Origin of the sequence: Rhodanobacter sp. OR87, from assembly GCF_000473345.1 — a bacterium.
In the GTDB taxonomy this organism is placed as follows: domain Bacteria; phylum Pseudomonadota; class Gammaproteobacteria; order Xanthomonadales; family Rhodanobacteraceae; genus Rhodanobacter; species Rhodanobacter denitrificans.
In genome coordinates, this window is sequence record NZ_AXBJ01000007.1 from 115785 (window position 1) to 133192 (window position 17408).

The following is a 17408-nucleotide window of genomic DNA, read 5'->3' on the forward strand; positions in this document are numbered from 1 at the left end:
GCTCTTCGTCACGTGATGGAAGGCATCGCGTACAGGGTGTGCTCTTGCATGTGCGTCATGGCTTGGCGATGCTCCAGCGCGTGCCCTGGGCGCTGTCCTCGATCGCGATGTGCATCGCCGCCAGTTCGTCGCGGATCGCGTCGGCACGCGCAAAATCGCGGGCGGCGCGGGCGGCCTGGCGCTGTTGCAGCAGATCCTCGATGTGCGCTGCGTCGACCGTGCTCTCGCCACGCCTGAACCAGGCTTCCGCATCCTGCTGCAGCAGGCCGAGCAGGGCGCCGCCCCCGAGCAGCGCGGCTTTCGCCGCGGCGCTGCCGGACTGGCGCGCGGCATCGGCCAGTACGGACAGCTCGGCCAGCGCCTGCGGCGTGTTGAGGTCGTCGCACAAGGCTGTTTCGATGCGCTCGGGCACCGGCAGTTCGCCGGGCGGCAGTTCGACCATGGCCAGGTCGCGCAGCACGCGATACCAGCCGTCCAGCGTGCTGCTCGCCTGGGCGATGGCCGCCTCGGACCAGTCCAGCGGCTGCCGGTAGTGGCCGCTCAGCAGGCGCAGGCGCAGCGCTTCGGGCGGGTGCAGTTCCAGCAGGTCGTGCAGCAGCAGCACGTTGCCCAGCGACTTGGACATCTTGCGGCCGTCGAAGGTGAGCATGCCGTTGTGCATCCACCAGCGCGCGAAGGTCTTGCCGCCGTGCGCGCAGGTGGACTGGGCGATCTCGTTCTCGTGGTGCGGGAACAGCAGGTCGATGCCGCCGGCGTGGATGTCGATGGTCTCGCCCAGGTGCGCTGCGCTCATCGCCGAGCACTCGATGTGCCAGCCGGGGCGGCCGCGGCCCCATGGGCTGCCCCAGCCGGGCAGCTCCGGCGTGGACGGTTTCCACAGCACGAAGTCGCCGGGGCTGCGCTTGTAGGGCGCCACGTCGACGCGCGAGCCGGCGATCAGCTCGTCGGTGTCGCGGCCGGACAGCTCGCCGTAGGCCGGGAAGGAGCCGACGTCGAACAGCACGTGGCCTTCGGCAGCGTAGGCATGGCCGCCGTCGAGCAGGCTTTCGATCATCGCGATGATCGGGCCGATGTGGGTGGTGGCATGCGGCTCGATGTCCGGCGGCGCCACGCCGAGCACGGCCATGTCCTCGCGATACGCCTGCGCGAAACGTTCGGTGATCGTGCCGATCGGCACGCCCTGCTGCTGCGCAGCTGCGTTGATCTTGTCGTCGACGTCGGTGATGTTGCGCGCGTACGCCACCTGCGGATAGTGCCGCCGCAGCAGGCGCACCAGCACGTCGAACACCACCGGCCCGCGCGCATTGCCGATATGCACATAGTTGTAGACGGTGGGGCCGCACAGGTAGATCGTCACGCGCTCGGGGTCGAGCGGAGCGAACGGTTCGGTGCGGCGGGTGAGGCTGTTGTAGAGCGAAATCGGCATCGGTGGGGTCCGCAGCGTGGGGCGGCGCACGACAGCGCGCAGCCAGCGCGGCATCTTAACAAGGTGTAAGCGACCGAGTCGCGCAAGGTCCCGCCGGGAGGGGTTCTAAGCGTGTATTCAGTGTCAATTTGCTGGAATGCTGCCAGTACGCGCGCAAGCGCGCCCGCCGTTCTGCAATTGGGAGGCTGCCATGACCAAGCCATGGCTTTGTGCACTGGTACTCGCCGTGATGGCCACAAGCGTCCACGCTCAGGATGGGCGTTACGCCAATGCCGATGACAATACCCACTACGGCTGGGCCGACGTGCTGCGGGCCGACCCGGTGCAGGGCGTCACCCGCACCGAAGTGCCGCGGCAGGAGTGCTACGAGCAGCCGGTGGTGCGCCGCGAGGGCGGCAACAGCACGGCCGGCACGGTGCTGGGCGCCGTGATCGGCGGCGTGCTGGGCAACACCGTGGGCAAGGGCGATGGACGCAAGGCCGCCACCGTCGCCGGTGCCGTCGCCGGCGGCGCCATCGGCAACCGGGCATCCAGCCGCGGCAGTGAATACGAGTCCACCCAGACCCAGTGCCGCGAGGTCAGCTCGATCAGCGAGCAGCGCCGGATCATCGGCTACGACGTGGAATACCGCTATCGCGGCGAGATCTATACGTCGCGCCTGAACTACGACCCGGGCGAGCGCCTGCGCGTGCGCGTGCGGGTCGACCCCGCCGACTGATTCGCCCGCCTGACCGTCGCCGCCACCCGTTGGCGGCGATCTTTTTCCGGGACCCGATTTTTTTGTTGCACGGCAGCGAAATTGCCGCCATCATGCGCACTCGTTACCTGGAACCCCGCATGTCCACAGCCGTCTATACCGCCACCGTACTGACCAGCGCCCGCGCGGCTGCTGGCATGACGTCGCGTGCGCGCCGACCGCTGGATGGACATTCGGCCGGGTAGGCAGTCGCACGCGTTTCATGTGCATCGACGACAAAACCCGGCCATCGCGCCGGGTTTTTTGTTGGTTTATTTCACGCGGATCCATCCGCAACACCCCGGCCGTCCATGGCCGGACTCTTCAACAAGGCATCGACTTCATGACCATTCGGCATTTCTTGACCACCCAGGATTACAGCCGCGCCGAGATCGATGCGCTGCTGGAGCAGGCCACCGTGTTCAAGCGCTCGCCGCGCGGGCAGCAGCTGGCCGGCAAATCCATCGCGCTGCTGTTCTTCAACCCCTCGATGCGCACGCGCACCAGCTTCGAGCTGGGTGCGTTCCAACTGGGTGGCCACGCGATCGTGCTGGCGCCGGGCAAGGACGCGTGGCCGATCGAGTTCGAGGCCGGCAGCGTGATGGACGGCGATACCGAGGAGCACATCGCCGAGGTGGCGCGGGTGTTGTCGCGTTACGTCGACCTGATCGCGGTGCGCGCGTTTCCGAAGTTCCAGGACTGGGCGGTGGACCGGCAGGACAAGGTGATCAAGGCGTTCGCCCAGTACGCCACGGTGCCGGTGATCAACATGGAGACGATCACCCACCCCTGCCAGGAGCTGGCCCACGCGCTGGCGCTGAAGGAGCACCTGGGCGACCTGCAGAACAAAAAGTACGTGCTGACCTGGACCTATCATCCGAAGCCGCTGAATACCGCGGTGGCGAATTCCGCGCTGCTGATCGCGACCAAGCTGGGCATGGACGTGACCTTGCTGTGCCCCACGCCCGATTACGTGCTGGACGAGCGTTACATGGCGTTTGGCCGTCTGAACGCCGAGCAGAACGGCGGCTCGCTGAAGGTCAGCCACGACATCGAGGAGGCCTATGCCGGCGCCGACGTGGTCTACGCCAAGAGCTGGGGCGCGCTGCCGTTCTTCGGCCGCTGGGAGCAGGAAAAGCCGGTTCGCGAGGTGAGCAGGCACTTCATCGTCGACGAGGCGAAGATGGCGCTGACCAACCACGGCCTGTTCAGCCACTGCCTGCCGCTGCGCCGGAACATCAAGGCCACCGACGCGGTGATGGATTCGCCCGCCTGCATCGCCATCGACGAGGCCGAGAACCGCCTGCACGTGCAGAAGGCGGTGATGGCTTCGCTGATCGGGCAGGGCTGAGCCGTCATGTACACGCCGAAGCATTTCGTGGAAAGCCGCGTCGAAGCCCTGCACGGACTGATCCGCGCGTATCCGTTCGCCACGCTGGTGACCCGTGCGGCCGACGGATTGACGGCCAATCACCTGCCGTTCGAACTGGTCGGCGAGGTGCTGCACGGCCATGTCGCCCGCGGCAACGAACTGGCGCGACTGGACGGCGCCGAAGTGCTGCTGGTGTTCCAGGGGCCGGACGGCTACATCAGCCCGAACTGGTACCCGAGCAAGCACGAGACCGGGCGCGAGGTGCCGACCTGGAACTACGCGGTGGTGCACGTGCATGGCCGCCTGCGCGTGATCGATGACGCGGCCTGGCTGCGTCGCCTGCTGGAAACCTTGACCGATCACCATGAGGCCGGCCAGCCGCAGCCGTGGAAGATCACGGATGCACCAGACGACCACATCGAGAAGTCGCTGCGCGCGATTGTCGGGCTGGAGGTCGTGGTCGAGCGGATCGAAGGCAAGTTCAAGCTGAGCCAGAACCATCCCGCGCGCAACCGCGCGGGCGTGATCGCCGGGCTGCGCGGGCGCAACGGCGGTGGCGACGCGGAGCTGGCCGCATGGATGACTCAACAAGAGGAATCGAAACCGTGAACCATCAGCATCACTATCGCGTCGCCGTGGAATGGACCGGCAACCTCGGCAGCGGCACGGACGGCTACCGCAACTACAGCCGCGACCACGTGATCCGCATCGACGGCAAGCCGGCGATCGCCGGTTCCTCCGACCCCACCTTCCGCGGCGATGCCGCGAAGCACAATCCCGAGGACATGCTGGTGGCCGCGCTGTCGACCTGCCACATGCTGTCCTACCTGCACATGGCCACCGTGGCCGGCGTGGTGGTGACGGCGTATAGCGATGCTGCCGAAGGCACGATGGTCACCGAAGGCGATGGCGGCCGCTTCGTCGAAGTGGTGCTGCGCCCCACGGTGACCATCAGTGCCGCCAGCGACCCGGCCAAGGCCGAGGCCGCGCACGAGGCGGCGCATCACGCCTGCTTCATCGCCAATTCCGTGAATTTCCCGGTGCGCTGCGAGCCGCGCGTCGTCGTCGAATCCGCCTGACCACCCTTCTTTTCAGGATCTGCAAGCCATGAGCAAAGACATCGTCCTCGCCTTTTCCGGCGGCCTCGACACCAGTTTCTGCGTGCCCTATCTGCAGGAGCGCGGCTGGGCCGTGCATACCGTGTTTGCCGATACCGGAGGCGTGGATGCCGCGGAGCGCGCCTTCATCGAAGGGCGCGCGCAGGAGCTGGGCGTGGCCAGCCACGCCACCGTGGATGGCGGCCCGGCGATCTGGAACGGTTTCGTCAAGCCGTTCGTGTGGGCGGGCGAGGGCTACCAGGGCCAGTACCCGCTGCTGGTGTCCGACCGCTACCTGATCGTCGAGGCCGCACTGAAGCGCGCAGCCGAACTCGGCACGAAGGCGATCGCACATGGCTGCACCGGCATGGGCAACGACCAGGTGCGCTTCGACCTGGCGGTGAAGGCGCTGGGCGACTACCAGATCGTGGCGCCGATCCGCGAGATCCAGAAGGAACACACGCAGACGCGCGCCTACGAACAGAAGTTCCTGGAAGAGCGAGGCTTCGGCGTGCGCGCCAAGCAGCAGGCGTACACCATCAACGAGAACCTGCTCGGCCTGACCATGTCCGGCGGCGAGATCGACCAGTGGCAGGCGCCCGGCGCCGGCGCGGTGGGCTGGTGCAAGCCGCGCGCCGAATGGCCGTCCAAACCGCTGCGGGTGAAGATCGGCTTCATCAACGGCGAGGCGGTGACGCTGGATGGAGAAAAGATCGCCGGGCATAAGATGCTGGCGACGTTGAACGGTCTGTTCGCCGCCTATGGCGTGGGTCGCGGCCTCTACACCGGCGACACCACCATCGGCCTCAAGGGCCGCATCATCTTCGAGGCGCCGGGTCTGACCGCGCTGCTCGCCGCGCACCGCGCGCTGGAAGAAGCGGTGCTCAGCAAGCAGCAGAACCGCTTCAAGCCGGATGTCGCGCGCAAGTGGGTGGAGCTGGTCTACGAGGGCTTCTTCCACGATCCACTGAAGACCGATCTGGAGGCGTTCCTGGCGTCCAGCCAGTCCACCGTCAACGGCACGGTGACGCTGGAAACGAACGGCGGCAGTGTCGGCGCGGTGGCGGTGGAGTCGAAGCACATCCTCAATGCCAAGGGCGCCACCTACGCGCAGTCGGCCGACTGGGGCGTGGAAGAAGCCGAGGGCTTCATCAAGCTGTTCGGCATGAGCAGCACGCTGTGGGCCGAGGTCAATCGCGGATGAGCGCACTGCTCGATGCCACGTTGAAACATCTGGCGGCGCTGGTCGGCTTCGACACGCGCAATCCACCGCGCACGATCGACACCGGTGGCATCTTCGACTACCTGCGCGCGCAACTGCCCGGCTTCGGGGTGACGGTGACCGACTTCGGCGCCGGCGCGGTAGCCCTGCACGCGGTGCGCGGCCAGCCGAAGGTCCTGTTCAACGTGCACTTGGACACCGTGCCGGACTCGCCGGCCTGGACCGCCGACCCGCACACGCTGCGGGTCACTGCCGATCGCGCGATCGGTTTGGGTGCGTGCGACATCAAGGGGGCGGCGGCGGCGCTGCTGGCGGTGGCGAAGGCCAGCGACGGCGATCTGGCGCTGCTGTTCACGACCGACGAGGAGGCCAACGATGCGCGCTGCATCGCCGGCTTCCTGCGCGAACCGCATGCCTACGACGCGGTGATCGTGGCCGAGCCCACCCGGGGCGAGGCGGTGCTGGCGCATCGCGGCATCCAGTCGGTGCTGATGCGCTTTGCCGGGCGGGCCGGGCATGCGTCGGGCGAGCAGCAGCCCAGGGACAGCGCGCTGCACCAGGCCGTGCGTTGGGGCAACGCGGCGCTGGATTTCGTCGCGGCACAGTCGCACGAACGTTTCGGCGGGCTCACCGGCCTGCGTTTCAACATCGGCCGCATCGAGGGCGGCATCAAGGCGAACATGATCGCGCCGACGGCGGAAGTGCGCTTCGGCTTTCGCACCTTGCCCACGATGAATCCGGATCACCTGCTGATCCGTTTCCGCAATCTGGTGGAACCGCAGCCGGTGGAGTTCGCCGAGACTTTTCGTGGCGCCTCGCTGCCGGCCGGCGATACCGCCAACGCCGAGGCGAACCGGCTGGTCGCGCGCGATCTCGCCGACGAGCTGGGCATCCCGGTCGGCAACGCGGTGGACTTCTGGACCGAAGCCGCGCTGTTCTCTGCCGCCGGCTACACCGCCTTCGTCTACGGCCCCGGCGACATCGCGCAGGCGCACAGCGCCGACGAGTGGGTCGCGCTGGACCAGCTCGAACGCTATGTGCAAACGGTTTATCGAATCATTGAAAAGTCCGGCCAGGGACGGCCGGTTTTTGACTCTGGCGTTCACGGATGAACGCACTGGAAAACACAATGGACACGGCTAAGCACAACACCCGCAAGACCATCGTGCGCCTGCTCTCCAGCATGGGCAGCGCGAAGGAAATCCAGCAGTACCTGAAGCGCTTCTCCGAGCTGGACGCCAAGCGCTTCGCCGTGGTCAAGGTCGGCGGCGCGGTGCTGCGCGACGAGCTGGCCGATCTGGCCTCGTCGCTGACCTTCCTGCAGCAGGTGGGGTTGACCCCGATCGTGCTGCACGGCGCCGGCCCGCAACTCGACGAGGAGCTGGCTGCCGCCGGCATCGTGAAGCAGACCGTGGGTGGCCTGCGCGTGACCTCGCCGAAGGCGCTGGGCATCGTGCGGCGCGTGTTCATGCAGCAGAACCTGAAGCTGGTCGAGGCGCTGCAGTCGATGGACACCCGCGCCACCGCCGTGCCCTCGGGCGTGTTCATGGCCAGTTACCTCGACCGCGAGACCCTGGGGCTGGTCGGCAAGGTGGAGAGCATCAACCTGGCGCCGATCGAGGCCAGCCTGCACGCGAATTCGATCCCGGTGATCGCCAGTCTGGGCGAGACCGACGAGGGGCAGATCCTCAACGTCAACGCCGATGTCGCCGCCAACGAACTGGTGCGCGCACTGCAACCGTACAAGATCGTGTTCCTCACCGGCACCGGCGGCCTGCTCGACGGCGAGGGCAAGGTGATCGACTCGATCAACCTCAGTACCGAGTTCGAGCAGCTGATGGCGCAGCCGTGGATCAATGGCGGCATGCGGTTGAAGATCGAGCAGATCGCCGACCTGCTGGCCGACCTGCCGCTGACCTCGTCGGTGTCGATCACCCGACCGTCCGAACTGGCCAAGGAACTGTTCACCCACAAGGGTTCGGGCACCCTGGTGCGGCGTGGCGAGAAGGTGCTGCGCTTCGATTCCTGGGAAGGCGTGGACCGCGCGCGCATGCGCGGGCTGATCGAATCCAGCTTCGGCCGCACCCTGGTGCCGGATTATTTCGAGCGCACGAAACCGTTCCGCATCTACGTCAGCGAGAACTACCGCGCCGCGATGATCCTCACCATGGAAGGCGACCTGCCGTACCTGGACAAGTTCGCCGTGCTCGACGACGCGCAGGGCGAAGGCCTGGGCCGCGCAGTGTGGCAGGTGATGCGCGAGGAAAACCCGCAGCTGTTCTGGCGCTCGCGTCACCGCAACCCGGTCAACATCTTCTACTACGCCGAGTCGGACGGCTGCATCAAGCAGCCGCGCTGGAAGGTTTTCTGGTACGGCATCGACGAGCTCGACACGATTTCCCGCTGCGTGGCGCATTGCGCGCAACGCCAGCCGACACTGGTGGATTGAGCCATGCACACGAACAGGAAAACGGTAGGCATCGTCGGCGCGCGCGGCCATACCGGCATGGAACTGATCCGCCTGATCGCGGCGCATCCGGTGCTGCAACTGGCCTTCGTTTCCTCGCGCGAACTGGACGGCCAACGCGTGGCCGATCACGTCGACGGTTTCGCCGACGAACTGCGCTATGCCAGCCTGGACCCGGCCGCGGTGGCGGCGCAGGGCGCCGACGTGGTGATCCTGGCGCTGCCCAACGGCAAGGCGGCGCCGTTCGTCGAGGCGATCGACGCGGCGAAGCCGGACACGTTGATCCTCGACCTTTCCGCCGACTACCGCTTCGATCCGTCGTGGTACTACGGCCTGCCGGAACTCACCCGCGGGCAGTGGCGGGGCGAGAAGCGCATCAGCAACCCCGGCTGTTACGCCACCGCGATGCAGCTGTCGATCGCGCCGCTGAGGGACCTGCTGGCTGCGCCGCCGGTGTGCTTCGGCGTCTCCGGTTATTCCGGCGCCGGCACCACGCCGTCGGACAAGAACGACCCGGAGAAGCTGCGCGACAACCTGATGCCGTACGCGCTCACCGGCCACATGCACGAGAAGGAAGCCTCGTTCCGCCTCGGCGTGCCGGTGGAATTCATGCCGCACGTGGCGCCGCACTTCCGCGGGCTCACCGTCACCACCAACCTGTATCTGACCCGCCCGCTGAAACGCGAGGACGTGCTGCAGCGTTTCCGTGCCGCCTACGACGGCGAGAAGCTGGCCATCGTGACCGACGAGGCGCCGTGGGTCAGCCGCATCGCGCACCGCCACCATGCCGAGGTCGGCGGCTTCGCCGTATCGGCCGACGGCAAGCGCGTGGTGATCGTGGCCACGCTGGACAACCTGCTGAAGGGCGCCGCCACCCAGGCGATGCAGAACATCAACCGCGCGATCGGCGTGGACGAGTACACCACGATTCCGCTCTAGCCGATTTCAGGACACCACCATGACCCAACCCCTCTGGCAAAAAGCCGGCATCCAGATCGACGCGAAGATCATGCGGTTCCTCGCCGGCGACGACGTGCTGCTGGATCGCGAGTTCTTCCTGCACGACATCACCGCCAGCAAGGCGCACGTGGAAGGGCTGGCCAACATCGGCGTGGTCAGCACCGACGAAGCCGCCGCGCTGAAGCGCGAGCTGGATGCGCTGGCCGAAGATTTCACGAGCGGCGCCTTTGTGCTGGACGAGCGCTACGAGGACGGCCATTCGGCGATCGAGGCCCGCCTCACCGAACGCCTCGGCGACGCCGGCCGCCGCGTGCACACCGGGCGCAGCCGCAACGACCAGATCCTGGTCGCCACCCGGCTGTGGCTGAAGGACAAGCTGGCCGCGCTGGAGGCGCATTGCCGCGCGATCGCCGAGGCCTGCCTTGAGCGCGCGTCGCAAGAAGCCGTGCCGATGCCCGGCTACACCCACCTGCAGCGCGCGGTGGTCTCATCCACCGCGATGTGGTTCGCCGGCTTCGCCGAGGGCTTCATCGACAATGCGCTGCGCGCGCGCCAGACGATGACGCTGATCGACGCGAATCCGCTCGGCACCGCCGCCGGCTACGGCGTGAACATGAAGCTCGATCGCGAGCACACCACCCGGGCGCTCGGCTTCGCGCGCATGCAGATCTCGCCGATCTACGCCCAGCTGTCGCGCGGCAAGTTCGAGATGGCCGTGCTGGAGGCGATCGGCGGCGCGCTGCTCGACCTGCGCCGGCTGGCGTGGGACCTGTCGCTGTTCACCACCGCCGAATTCAACTTCGTACGGCTGCCGGCCGAGTACACCACCGGCAGCTCGATCATGCCGAACAAGCGCAACCCCGACGTGATCGAACTGCTGCGCGCCAGCTATGCCAGCGTGGCGGCCGCGCGCACCGAGATCGAGCAGCTGCTGTCGCTGCCGTCCGGCTACCAGCGCGACCTGCAGTTCTCCAAGGGTTCGCTGTTCCACGGCGTGCGCCACGGCCTGGGCGCACTGGAGCTGGTGCCCGACCTGCTGGCACGACTCGAGTGGAACGCGGGCGCCATGCGCGCTGCGATCGAGCCGGCGATGTACGCCACCGACGTGGCGATCGAACAGGCGGCCGCCGGCGTGCCGTTCCGCGATGCGTATCGCGCGGCGGCGGAAACCGCGGCATCGGCGGGGCAGGGGCGCACGCCCGAAGGCAGCCTCGCCGCGCGCGTCTCGCCGGGCGCCGGCAACGACTTGCGACTGGATGAATTGCGCGTTCGTCTGCGCGAACTCGACGGCTGAGAGGCCTCAGGGCATGGCGATGATCGACACGAAGAAAGTGCGCGACGTTTTGCCCGAACAGGTGTTGCCCAGCTGGCGCCGTGCCGTTCTCAAGGTCGGCAGCAACCTGCTCGCCGCCGATGGCGGCGGCCTCACCCCGCGCCATGCCGAGGCGCTGGCCGCCTTCATCGCCGCCAGCCACGCCGATGGCCGCGAGGTGGTGCTGGTGTCCTCCGGCGCGGTGGCGGCCGGGCGCGCGCTGCTGTGCCAGCATGCGCGCGGCAGCAGCGGCCTCGCCGCGCGGCAGGCGCTGGCCGCGCTGGGCCAGGCGCCGATGATCGCGCTGTGGCAATCGCTGTCCGCGCGGCCGGTGGCGCAGGTGCTGCTGACCCACGACGACCTGCGCAACCGCCGCCGCTACCTCAACGCGCGCGCCACCCTGCGCGAGCTGCTGCAGCTCGGCGTGCTGCCGGTGGTCAACGAGAACGACACCGTCTCGGTGGACGAACTGAAGCTCGGCGACAACGACAACCTCGCCGCCATCGTGGCCGCGCTGGTCGATGCCGACCTGCTGCTGATCGCCTCCGACGTCGATGCGCTGTACAGCGCCGACCCGCGGCGCGATCCCGCGGCCGTGCCGATCGCGCAGGTCGCCGCGCTGACCCCGGAGATCGTCGCCATGGCCGGCGACAGCGGCAGCGCGGCCGGCACCGGCGGCATGCGCACCAAGCTGCAGGCGGCGGCGAAGGCTGCCGCCGCCGGCATCCCCACGGCCTTGTTCAGCGGGCGCGAGGCGGCCACCGTGCAGGCGCTGCAACGCGGGCGACTGCGCGGTACGCTGATCGCCGCGGCTTCCACGCGATTGCAGGCGCGCAAATACTGGCTGCGCCACGCACCCGCCGCGCCGGGCCGCATCCGTATCGACGCCGGTGCGGTGAAGGCGCTGGCCGGCGGGCGCGTCTCGCTGCTGCCGGGTGGCGTGCTTGGCGCCGACGGCGAGTTCCACCGCGGCGACCTGGTGGAGATCGTCGACGCGGACGGCGCCGCCATCGCGCGCGGACTCAGCCAGTACGGTGCCGCCGAGGTGCGCCGGCTGGCCGGCCGGCACAGCCGCGAGATCGACGGCGTGCTCGGCTACAGCCACGGCGACGAGGTGGTGCACCGCGACGACCTCGTCGGCATGAACCGCCCGGTTGCGTCCGGGCAGGAGATCAGCGCATGAGCACGATCCGCGAACAGGCACTGGCTTGCCGCGACGCCGCCCGGGTCGTGGCGGCGCTGGGCAGCGAGGCGAAGCGCGCGCTGCTGCGCGACATGGCCGCAGCGCTGGAAGCGCAGTCCGCCGCGGTGCTGGCCGGCAACGCCGAGGACATGCGCCAGGCCGCGGCGAAAGGCGTGCAGGGCGCCATGCTCGACCGGCTGCGGCTGGACGAGGCGCGCGTGACCGGCATCGCCGGCGCGCTGCGCAAGGTGGCCGAGCTGCCCGATCCGGTCGGCGTGACGACCCGCCGCGAGACGCGGCCGAATGGCCTGTCGGTCGAGCGCGTGCGCATCCCGCTCGGCGTGATCGCGATGATCTACGAGGCGCGACCCAACGTCACCGCCGACGCCGCGGCGCTGTGCCTGATGGCCGGCAACGCGGTGATCCTGCGCGGCGGCTCCGAGGCGATCCATTCCAACCTCGCTATCGCCGCGGCATTGCACACCGCGCTGCGCGCGCACGGCGTGCCCGAGGCGGCGGTGACGGTGCTGCAGGATCTCGGCCGCGAGGCGATGGTCGAGCTGCTGCAACTCGTCGACATCGTCGACCTGGCCATCCCGCGCGGCGGCGAAGGCCTGATCCGCTTCGTCGCCGAACACGCGCGGGTGCCGGTGATCAAGCACTACAAGGGCGTCTGCCACCTGTACGTGGACCGCGCCGCCGACCTCGAGCTGGCGTTGAACCTGCTGATCGACGGCAAGACCTCGCGCCCCGGCGTGTGCAACGCGCTGGAGACGCTGCTGGTGCATCGCGATGTGGCCGATGCGTTCCTGCCACGCGCCACGCAGGCACTGCGTGAGCGCGGCGTCGAACTGCGCGGCGACGAACGCAGCCGCGCCCTGGTGCCCGACATGCACGCAGCCACGGAAGATGACTACGCCGCCGAGTTCCTCGACCTGATCCTCGCCGTGCGCGTGGTCGATAATCTCGACGACGCCATCGCCCACATCCGCCGCTACGGCTCCGACCACACCGAAGTCATCGCCACCGCCGACCAAGCCGCCGCGCGACGCTTCGTGCAGGCGATCCGCTCCGCCGTGGTGATGGTCAACGCCTCCTCGCGCTTCAGCGACGGCGGCGAACTGGGCCTCGGCGCCGAGATCGGCATCTCCACCACACGACTGCATGCCTACGGCCCGATGGGCGCCGAGGCGCTCACGGTGGAGCGCTTCGTGGTGCGCGGGGTGGGACAGGTGAGGCATCCGCCAAGCCGGGTCTGAGAGCCCGTTCAAGATTTCCAGGTACCCCGTGCCGGCATCGGTGCTGGCTCGAGTCGCTATCGTGTCGCCGGTGCGTGCGCGATTTCTTGCGCAATGCCCATGTCTTTGCATTCGTGAGCGCGGGCTACAATCCGACCCTGATACTCCTGAAGGCAGCAGTCGTCGATGACACGTGCAGACCAGGAACCCGCCGTGCGCTGCCGCGGCCTGACCAAACACTATGGTTCGGGCAACGAGCGCGTGGATGCGTTGCGCGGCGTTGACCTCGATGTGCGCATCGGGGAATTGCTGATGTTGGTGGGGCCGTCGGGATGCGGCAAGACCACCCTGATCTCGATCATCACGGCGATCCTCGACCAGGATGAGGGCACCTGCGAAGTGCTGGGCCGCGATATCGGCCGCATGACGGAGAGCGAGCGAACGCGCTTTCGCGGCGGGGCCGTCGGTTTCGTCTTCCAGGCCTTCAACCTGCTGCCTGCGCTCACCGCGGCGGAGAACGTGTCGGTACCCCTGCTGGTGTCGGGCGTAGCGCGTGAGGTAGCCGAGAAGCGTGCCAGGTCCGTGCTCGAAGAGGTCGGATTGGGAGCACGGGCCGACGCGCTGCCGCGCAAGCTCAGCGGCGGACAGCAGCAGCGCGTCGCCATCGGGCGTGCCCTGGTGCACGATCCGAAGCTGGTGGTGTGCGACGAGCCGACCAGCAACCTCGATGCGAAGACGGGACACGAGATGATGGACATTCTGCGCGGCGTGGCTCGTGCGTCCGGTCGGACGCTCATCGTGGTCACGCACGACAACCGGATCTTCAGTTACGCCGACCGCATCGCACGCATGGAGGACGGGCGGATCGTCGAGGTTGGGCGGCAGGGGGCGCCATCGTGATGACGCCGTTCGAGAAGCGGTTATACCTGCTGGCTGGCCTGGCGCTGGCAGGGGTGGTCATCGCCGTGGCGGTGGTCTTCCGCTCCGGCGATTCGGCCGAGGTGACGACCGCGGCGCCAGCAGTCGAGAAGGTGCCCTTTGACGACTACGTCGTCGGCACCGGCATCACCGAAACCGGCCTGGGCAATGTCTCGATCGGCACCGCGGTTCCCGGCGTGGTGAGCACGATCGACGTGAGGCCGGGCGACGAGGTGAAAGCGGGTGCCCCGCTCTTCAGCATCGATGACCGTGACCTGCAGGCGCGACTCGGCGTCGCCAAGGCCAATGTCCGGCTGGCCCAGGCGGCGCTGGCGAAGCCCGCGCACCGGCTGGATTACCTTACGCGCCTGCAGCACATCGACAAAGCCGCCCTCAGCGTCGAGGCGCTGACCAATGCGAAGGACGACATGGAGGCGGCCGCTTCGGCGGTGGAGACGGCTTCGGCGACCGAGCGGCAGATCGAGGTCGACATCGGGCGCGCAGTAGTCCATGCCCCCATCGCCGGACGCATCCTGCAGGTCAACGTGCGGGTAGGCGAGTTCGCGCCGGCGGGCGAGGTGGCCAAGCCACTGGTGCTGATCGGCGACGACAGGCGCATGTATCTGCGCGTGGACATCGACGAGAACGATGCCTGGCGCGTTCGTCCGCATACGCGGGCGCGCGCGTTCGTGCGCGGCAATCCCCAGCTGTCCATTCCGCTGCGCTTCGAATACATCGAGCCGTACGTCACCCCCAAGACCTCGCTGACGGGGCTGAGTACGGAGCGCACGGACGTCCGCGTGCTGCAGGTGATCTATAGCTTCGAGCGCGGCACACTGCCGGTGTACCTCGGACAGCAGATGGATGCCTTCATCGAGGTACCGGCCGCGCCGGGAAAACCGGCGGCCGGACAGCGCTGATGTTCCGCATCGCGCTGAAGATGCTGGCAGCGGATCGCGCGAAGTTCGTGGGGCTGCTGTTCGGGATCGCGTTCACCTCCTTCCTGGTCACCTTCGCCGCCTCGTATTTCTGCGGCTTCATGACCGATGGTTTCGCGCTGATCGCCGAAAACGGCGCCACCGACGTGTGGGTGATGGACCCGGCGGTCGAGTCGGTGGAGCAGACCATCAACATGCCGGCATCCGCGCTGGACCGGGTGCGCAGCGTCCGGGGCGTCAGCCGCGCGGTGCCACTGGCGCTTGGCACCGCGGACGTGCGCTTCCCGAGCGGGCAGTTCCAGACCTTCCAGGTGATCGGCGTGGACGATGCGTCGCTGGCCGGCGCGCCGATGGTGCCCGGGCGGAATCTGGAGGAGCTGCGCGCACGCGATGCGGTGATCGTCGACGCGGGCGGTACGACCGGCAAGCTGGAGACCCCGGCGCTGGCGCGGGACCAGTGGCCGCATGACGGCGCGCACCTGGATGCGCCGACGCGCGAGCTGCGCGGCGGCGACGAACTGCTGGTCAACGAGCATCTGGTGCGCGTGCTGGGCCAATCCTCGGCCTTGCCGCGCTATCCGCCACGGCCACTGCTCTACACCACGCTGTCCAACGCGCTGCGCATCCTGCCGGTGGAACCGCATACGCTGACCTTCGTGATGGTGCGGGCTGCGGCAGGTGTCTCGCCGCGGGAGCTGGCAAGGCGCATCGAGCAGCGCACCGGCCTGCGCGCGCGCGCGACGGCCGACTTCAAGTCCGATACGGTCCGCTGGTTCCTGGTCAACTCCGAGGATGTCGGCGACATCGCGGCGATGCTGACGCTGGCGATGACCATGGGGTTCGGCGTCACCGGCGTCATGCTCTACATGTTCACCTACGAGCACCAGAGCCAGTACGCCGTGCTCAAGGCGCTGGGGACGCCGTCCGCAACGTTGATCGCGATGGTGCTGGCGCAGGCCGCGGCGTGTGCCTTGCTGGGGACCGGCATGGGCCTGGGATTGTGCGGCATTGCCGGCGAGGTCGTCGTCCGGTTGGGGTTCCCGTTCCGCATGCTGTGGTTCACCCCGCTGGCAGGCCTGCTGGGTGTCGTCCTGGTGAGCGTGGCGGCGGCCTTGATCAGCGTGCGTCCGGTGGTGAAGTTGCAGCCGGCGGTCGTGTTCGCCGGGCGGTAAGCTGGTGGCGATGGCATGTTCCGAGCCGCAGCCGATTCAGATGCTGCGGCTCCACCCCCGCACCGTCTCCGCAAACACCAAACAATCCGCAAACCGGTTGTACAGCGGCGCGGGCGAAATGCGGATGACGTCGGGTTCGCGCCAGTCGCCGATGACGCCGTTTGCCATCAGGTATTCGAACAAGGCGCGGCCGCGCTCGCGGCCGCCGATGACGCGGATCGACAGCTGGGCGCCGCGGCGTGCGGGTTCGGTGGGGGTCACCACCTGCAGCACGTCGGCCAACTGGGTCTGCACCAGCCATTCCAGGTAGCCGGTGAGCTGCAGCGATTTTTCGCGCAGGCGAGCCATGCCGGCGCGGCGGAAGATTTCCAGCGACACGCGCAGCGGGGCCAGCGCCAGGATCGGCGGGTTGGACAACTGCCAGCCATCCGCGCCGGGGGTGGGCATGAACTCCGGGCCCATCTGGAAGCGGGTGGTCTTGTCGTGGCCCCACCAGCCGGCGAAGCGCGGCAGCATGGCTTGCGCGTGACGCTCGTGCACGAACGCGCCGCCGACGGCACCGGGGCCGCTGTTGAGATACTTGTAGCTGCACCAGATGGCGAAATCGGCGCCGCTGTCGTGCAGTTGCAGCGGCAGGTTGCCGACCGCGTGGGCGAGGTCGAAACCGACCGTGCAGCCATGCCGGTGGCCGAGCTCGGTGATCGCCTTCAGGTCGAACGCCTGGCCGGTGCGGTACTGCACGCCGGGCAGCAGCACCAGCGCGATGCGCGAGCCATGCTCGGCCAGCGCGCGTTCGATCGCCGACATCGAGGTGATCCCGTTCGGCTCATCCGCTTCCAGTTCGATCAGCGCATCGGCCGGGTCGAAGCCGTGGAAGCGGATCTGCGATTCCACCGCGTAGCGGTCGGTGGGGAAGGCACCGGCTTCGATCAGGATCGCCGGGCGTGCGGCGGTGGGGCGGTAAAAGCTCACCATCATCAGGTGCAGGTTCACGCCCAGCGTGTTCATCGCCACCACTTCGACGGGGAGCGCGCCGACCACGGCGGCGAGGTCGTCGCGCACGAACTCGTGGTAGTCCATCCATGGCAGGCGGCCCTTGAAGTGGCCTTCCACGCCCAGCTCGCCCCAGTAATCCAGTTCCGCGTCGACCGCCTCGCGCACCGCGCGCGGCTGCAGGCCCAGCGAGTTGCCGCAGAAGTACGTGCTGTCAGAGAGCCGGCTGTCGCGGCCTTCGTGCGGCGGGATCAGGAACTCGTCGCGGAATGCGCGCAGCGGATCGGCGGCATCCTGGGCGTTCGCCCAGTCGAGGGTGGCTTCGAAGCTTGCGGGCATCGGGTATCTCTTCGGAGTGTTGATCCCTCCCCTGC

At 68.2% G+C, this 17408-nt stretch carries 16 protein-coding genes; 14 read left to right on the plus strand and 2 right to left on the minus strand.

The window, feature by feature from the left end; genetic code table 11:
• Nucleotides 1–55: 55 nt before the first annotated feature.
• On the minus strand, nt 56–1426 hold the full coding sequence (gene cysS, locus RHOOR87_RS0108720) for a cysteine--tRNA ligase (RefSeq protein WP_027484801.1): 1371 nt from the start codon (nt 1424–1426) through the stop codon (nt 56–58).
• Between the two features lie 190 nt (nt 1427–1616).
• Here cysS and RHOOR87_RS0108725 point away from each other — a divergent pair, with 190 nt between their 5' ends.
• From RHOOR87_RS0108725 to RHOOR87_RS0108795, 14 genes are all read left to right on the plus strand, one after another.
• On the plus strand, nt 1617–2144 hold the full coding sequence (locus RHOOR87_RS0108725) for a glycine zipper 2TM domain-containing protein (RefSeq protein ID WP_007510554.1): 528 nt from the start codon (nt 1617–1619) through the stop codon (nt 2142–2144).
• A 361-nt stretch (nt 2145–2505) separates the two neighbouring features.
• Complete coding sequence (locus tag RHOOR87_RS0108735) at nt 2506–3513, plus strand: N-acetylornithine carbamoyltransferase (RefSeq protein ID WP_027484803.1); 1008 nt, start codon at nt 2506–2508, stop codon at nt 3511–3513.
• Between the two features lie 6 nt (nt 3514–3519).
• On the plus strand, nt 3520–4143 hold the full coding sequence (locus RHOOR87_RS0108740) for an FMN-binding negative transcriptional regulator (RefSeq protein WP_027484804.1): 624 nt from the start codon (nt 3520–3522) through the stop codon (nt 4141–4143).
• On the plus strand, nt 4140–4613 hold the full coding sequence (locus RHOOR87_RS0108745; RefSeq protein WP_027484805.1) for an OsmC family protein: 474 nt from the start codon (nt 4140–4142) through the stop codon (nt 4611–4613). Before RHOOR87_RS0108740 ends, RHOOR87_RS0108745 begins: the two co-directional genes overlap by 4 nt.
• 28 nt (nt 4614–4641) lie before the next feature.
• Complete coding sequence (locus tag RHOOR87_RS0108750) at nt 4642–5835, plus strand: argininosuccinate synthase (protein WP_027484806.1); 1194 nt, start codon at nt 4642–4644, stop codon at nt 5833–5835.
• Nucleotides 5832–6965, plus strand: coding sequence for an acetylornithine deacetylase (locus RHOOR87_RS0108755; RefSeq protein ID WP_027484807.1), 1134 nt, complete (start codon nt 5832–5834; stop codon nt 6963–6965). Before RHOOR87_RS0108750 ends, RHOOR87_RS0108755 begins: the two co-directional genes overlap by 4 nt.
• A gap of 17 nt (nt 6966–6982) precedes the next feature.
• Nucleotides 6983–8302, plus strand: a complete 1320-nt coding sequence (locus RHOOR87_RS0108760) for an acetylglutamate kinase (RefSeq protein WP_027484808.1) — start codon at nt 6983–6985, stop codon at nt 8300–8302.
• A gap of 3 nt (nt 8303–8305) precedes the next feature.
• On the plus strand, nt 8306–9259 hold the full coding sequence (gene argC / locus RHOOR87_RS0108765) for an N-acetyl-gamma-glutamyl-phosphate reductase (protein ID WP_027484809.1): 954 nt from the start codon (nt 8306–8308) through the stop codon (nt 9257–9259).
• Nucleotides 9260–9278: 19 nt separating this feature from the next.
• Nucleotides 9279–10574, plus strand: a complete 1296-nt coding sequence (gene argH, locus RHOOR87_RS0108770; protein WP_027484810.1) for an argininosuccinate lyase — start codon at nt 9279–9281, stop codon at nt 10572–10574.
• Between the two features lie 13 nt (nt 10575–10587).
• A complete protein-coding gene (gene proB, locus RHOOR87_RS0108775) occupies nt 10588–11775 on the plus strand; it encodes a glutamate 5-kinase (protein WP_051281156.1) in 1188 nt (395 codons plus the stop codon).
• Nucleotides 11772–13034, plus strand: a complete 1263-nt coding sequence (locus RHOOR87_RS0108780; RefSeq protein WP_027484812.1) for a glutamate-5-semialdehyde dehydrogenase — start codon at nt 11772–11774, stop codon at nt 13032–13034. Before proB ends, RHOOR87_RS0108780 begins: the two co-directional genes overlap by 4 nt.
• Nucleotides 13035–13199: 165 nt before the next feature.
• Nucleotides 13200–13913: an ABC transporter ATP-binding protein gene (locus RHOOR87_RS0108785; RefSeq protein WP_015447228.1), complete on the plus strand. Its 714-nt coding sequence runs from the start codon at nt 13200–13202 to the stop codon at nt 13911–13913.
• Entirely contained in the window at nt 13913–14851 is a 939-nt protein-coding gene (locus RHOOR87_RS0108790; protein ID WP_007510581.1) for an efflux RND transporter periplasmic adaptor subunit, read from the plus strand. The genes RHOOR87_RS0108785 and RHOOR87_RS0108790 overlap by 1 nt, the downstream gene beginning before the upstream one ends.
• The gene (locus RHOOR87_RS0108795; RefSeq protein ID WP_007510583.1) at nt 14851–16041 is read left to right on the plus strand and encodes an ABC transporter permease; all 1191 of its coding nucleotides are present in this window, start codon (nt 14851–14853) and stop codon (nt 16039–16041) included. The genes RHOOR87_RS0108790 and RHOOR87_RS0108795 overlap by 1 nt, the downstream gene beginning before the upstream one ends.
• 36 nt (nt 16042–16077) lie before the next feature.
• Here RHOOR87_RS0108795 and kynU read toward each other — a convergent pair whose 3' ends face one another.
• A complete protein-coding gene (gene kynU / locus RHOOR87_RS0108800; protein WP_027484813.1) occupies nt 16078–17373 on the minus strand; it encodes a kynureninase in 1296 nt (431 codons plus the stop codon).
• Nucleotides 17374–17408 lie beyond the last annotated feature (35 nt).

Coding starts and splice junctions, on each gene's coding strand:
- cysS (WP_027484801.1), bottom strand. CDS start 1,426: ATGCCGATTTCGCTCTACAACAGCCTCACCCGCCGCACCGAACCGTTC.
- RHOOR87_RS0108725 (WP_007510554.1), top strand. CDS start 1,617: ATGACCAAGCCATGGCTTTGTGCACTGGTACTCGCCGTGATGGCCACA.
- RHOOR87_RS0108735 (WP_027484803.1), top strand. CDS start 2,506: ATGACCATTCGGCATTTCTTGACCACCCAGGATTACAGCCGCGCCGAG.
- RHOOR87_RS0108740 (WP_027484804.1), top strand. CDS start 3,520: ATGTACACGCCGAAGCATTTCGTGGAAAGCCGCGTCGAAGCCCTGCAC.
- RHOOR87_RS0108750 (WP_027484806.1), top strand. CDS start 4,642: ATGAGCAAAGACATCGTCCTCGCCTTTTCCGGCGGCCTCGACACCAGT.
- RHOOR87_RS0108755 (WP_027484807.1), top strand. CDS start 5,832: ATGAGCGCACTGCTCGATGCCACGTTGAAACATCTGGCGGCGCTGGTC.
- RHOOR87_RS0108760 (WP_027484808.1), top strand. CDS start 6,983: ATGGACACGGCTAAGCACAACACCCGCAAGACCATCGTGCGCCTGCTC.
- argC (WP_027484809.1), top strand. CDS start 8,306: ATGCACACGAACAGGAAAACGGTAGGCATCGTCGGCGCGCGCGGCCAT.
- argH (WP_027484810.1), top strand. CDS start 9,279: ATGACCCAACCCCTCTGGCAAAAAGCCGGCATCCAGATCGACGCGAAG.
- proB (WP_051281156.1), top strand. CDS start 10,588: ATGGCGATGATCGACACGAAGAAAGTGCGCGACGTTTTGCCCGAACAG.
- RHOOR87_RS0108780 (WP_027484812.1), top strand. CDS start 11,772: ATGAGCACGATCCGCGAACAGGCACTGGCTTGCCGCGACGCCGCCCGG.
- RHOOR87_RS0108785 (WP_015447228.1), top strand. CDS start 13,200: ATGACACGTGCAGACCAGGAACCCGCCGTGCGCTGCCGCGGCCTGACC.
- RHOOR87_RS0108790 (WP_007510581.1), top strand. CDS start 13,913: ATGACGCCGTTCGAGAAGCGGTTATACCTGCTGGCTGGCCTGGCGCTG.
- RHOOR87_RS0108795 (WP_007510583.1), top strand. CDS start 14,851: ATGTTCCGCATCGCGCTGAAGATGCTGGCAGCGGATCGCGCGAAGTTC.
- kynU (WP_027484813.1), bottom strand. CDS start 17,373: ATGCCCGCAAGCTTCGAAGCCACCCTCGACTGGGCGAACGCCCAGGAT.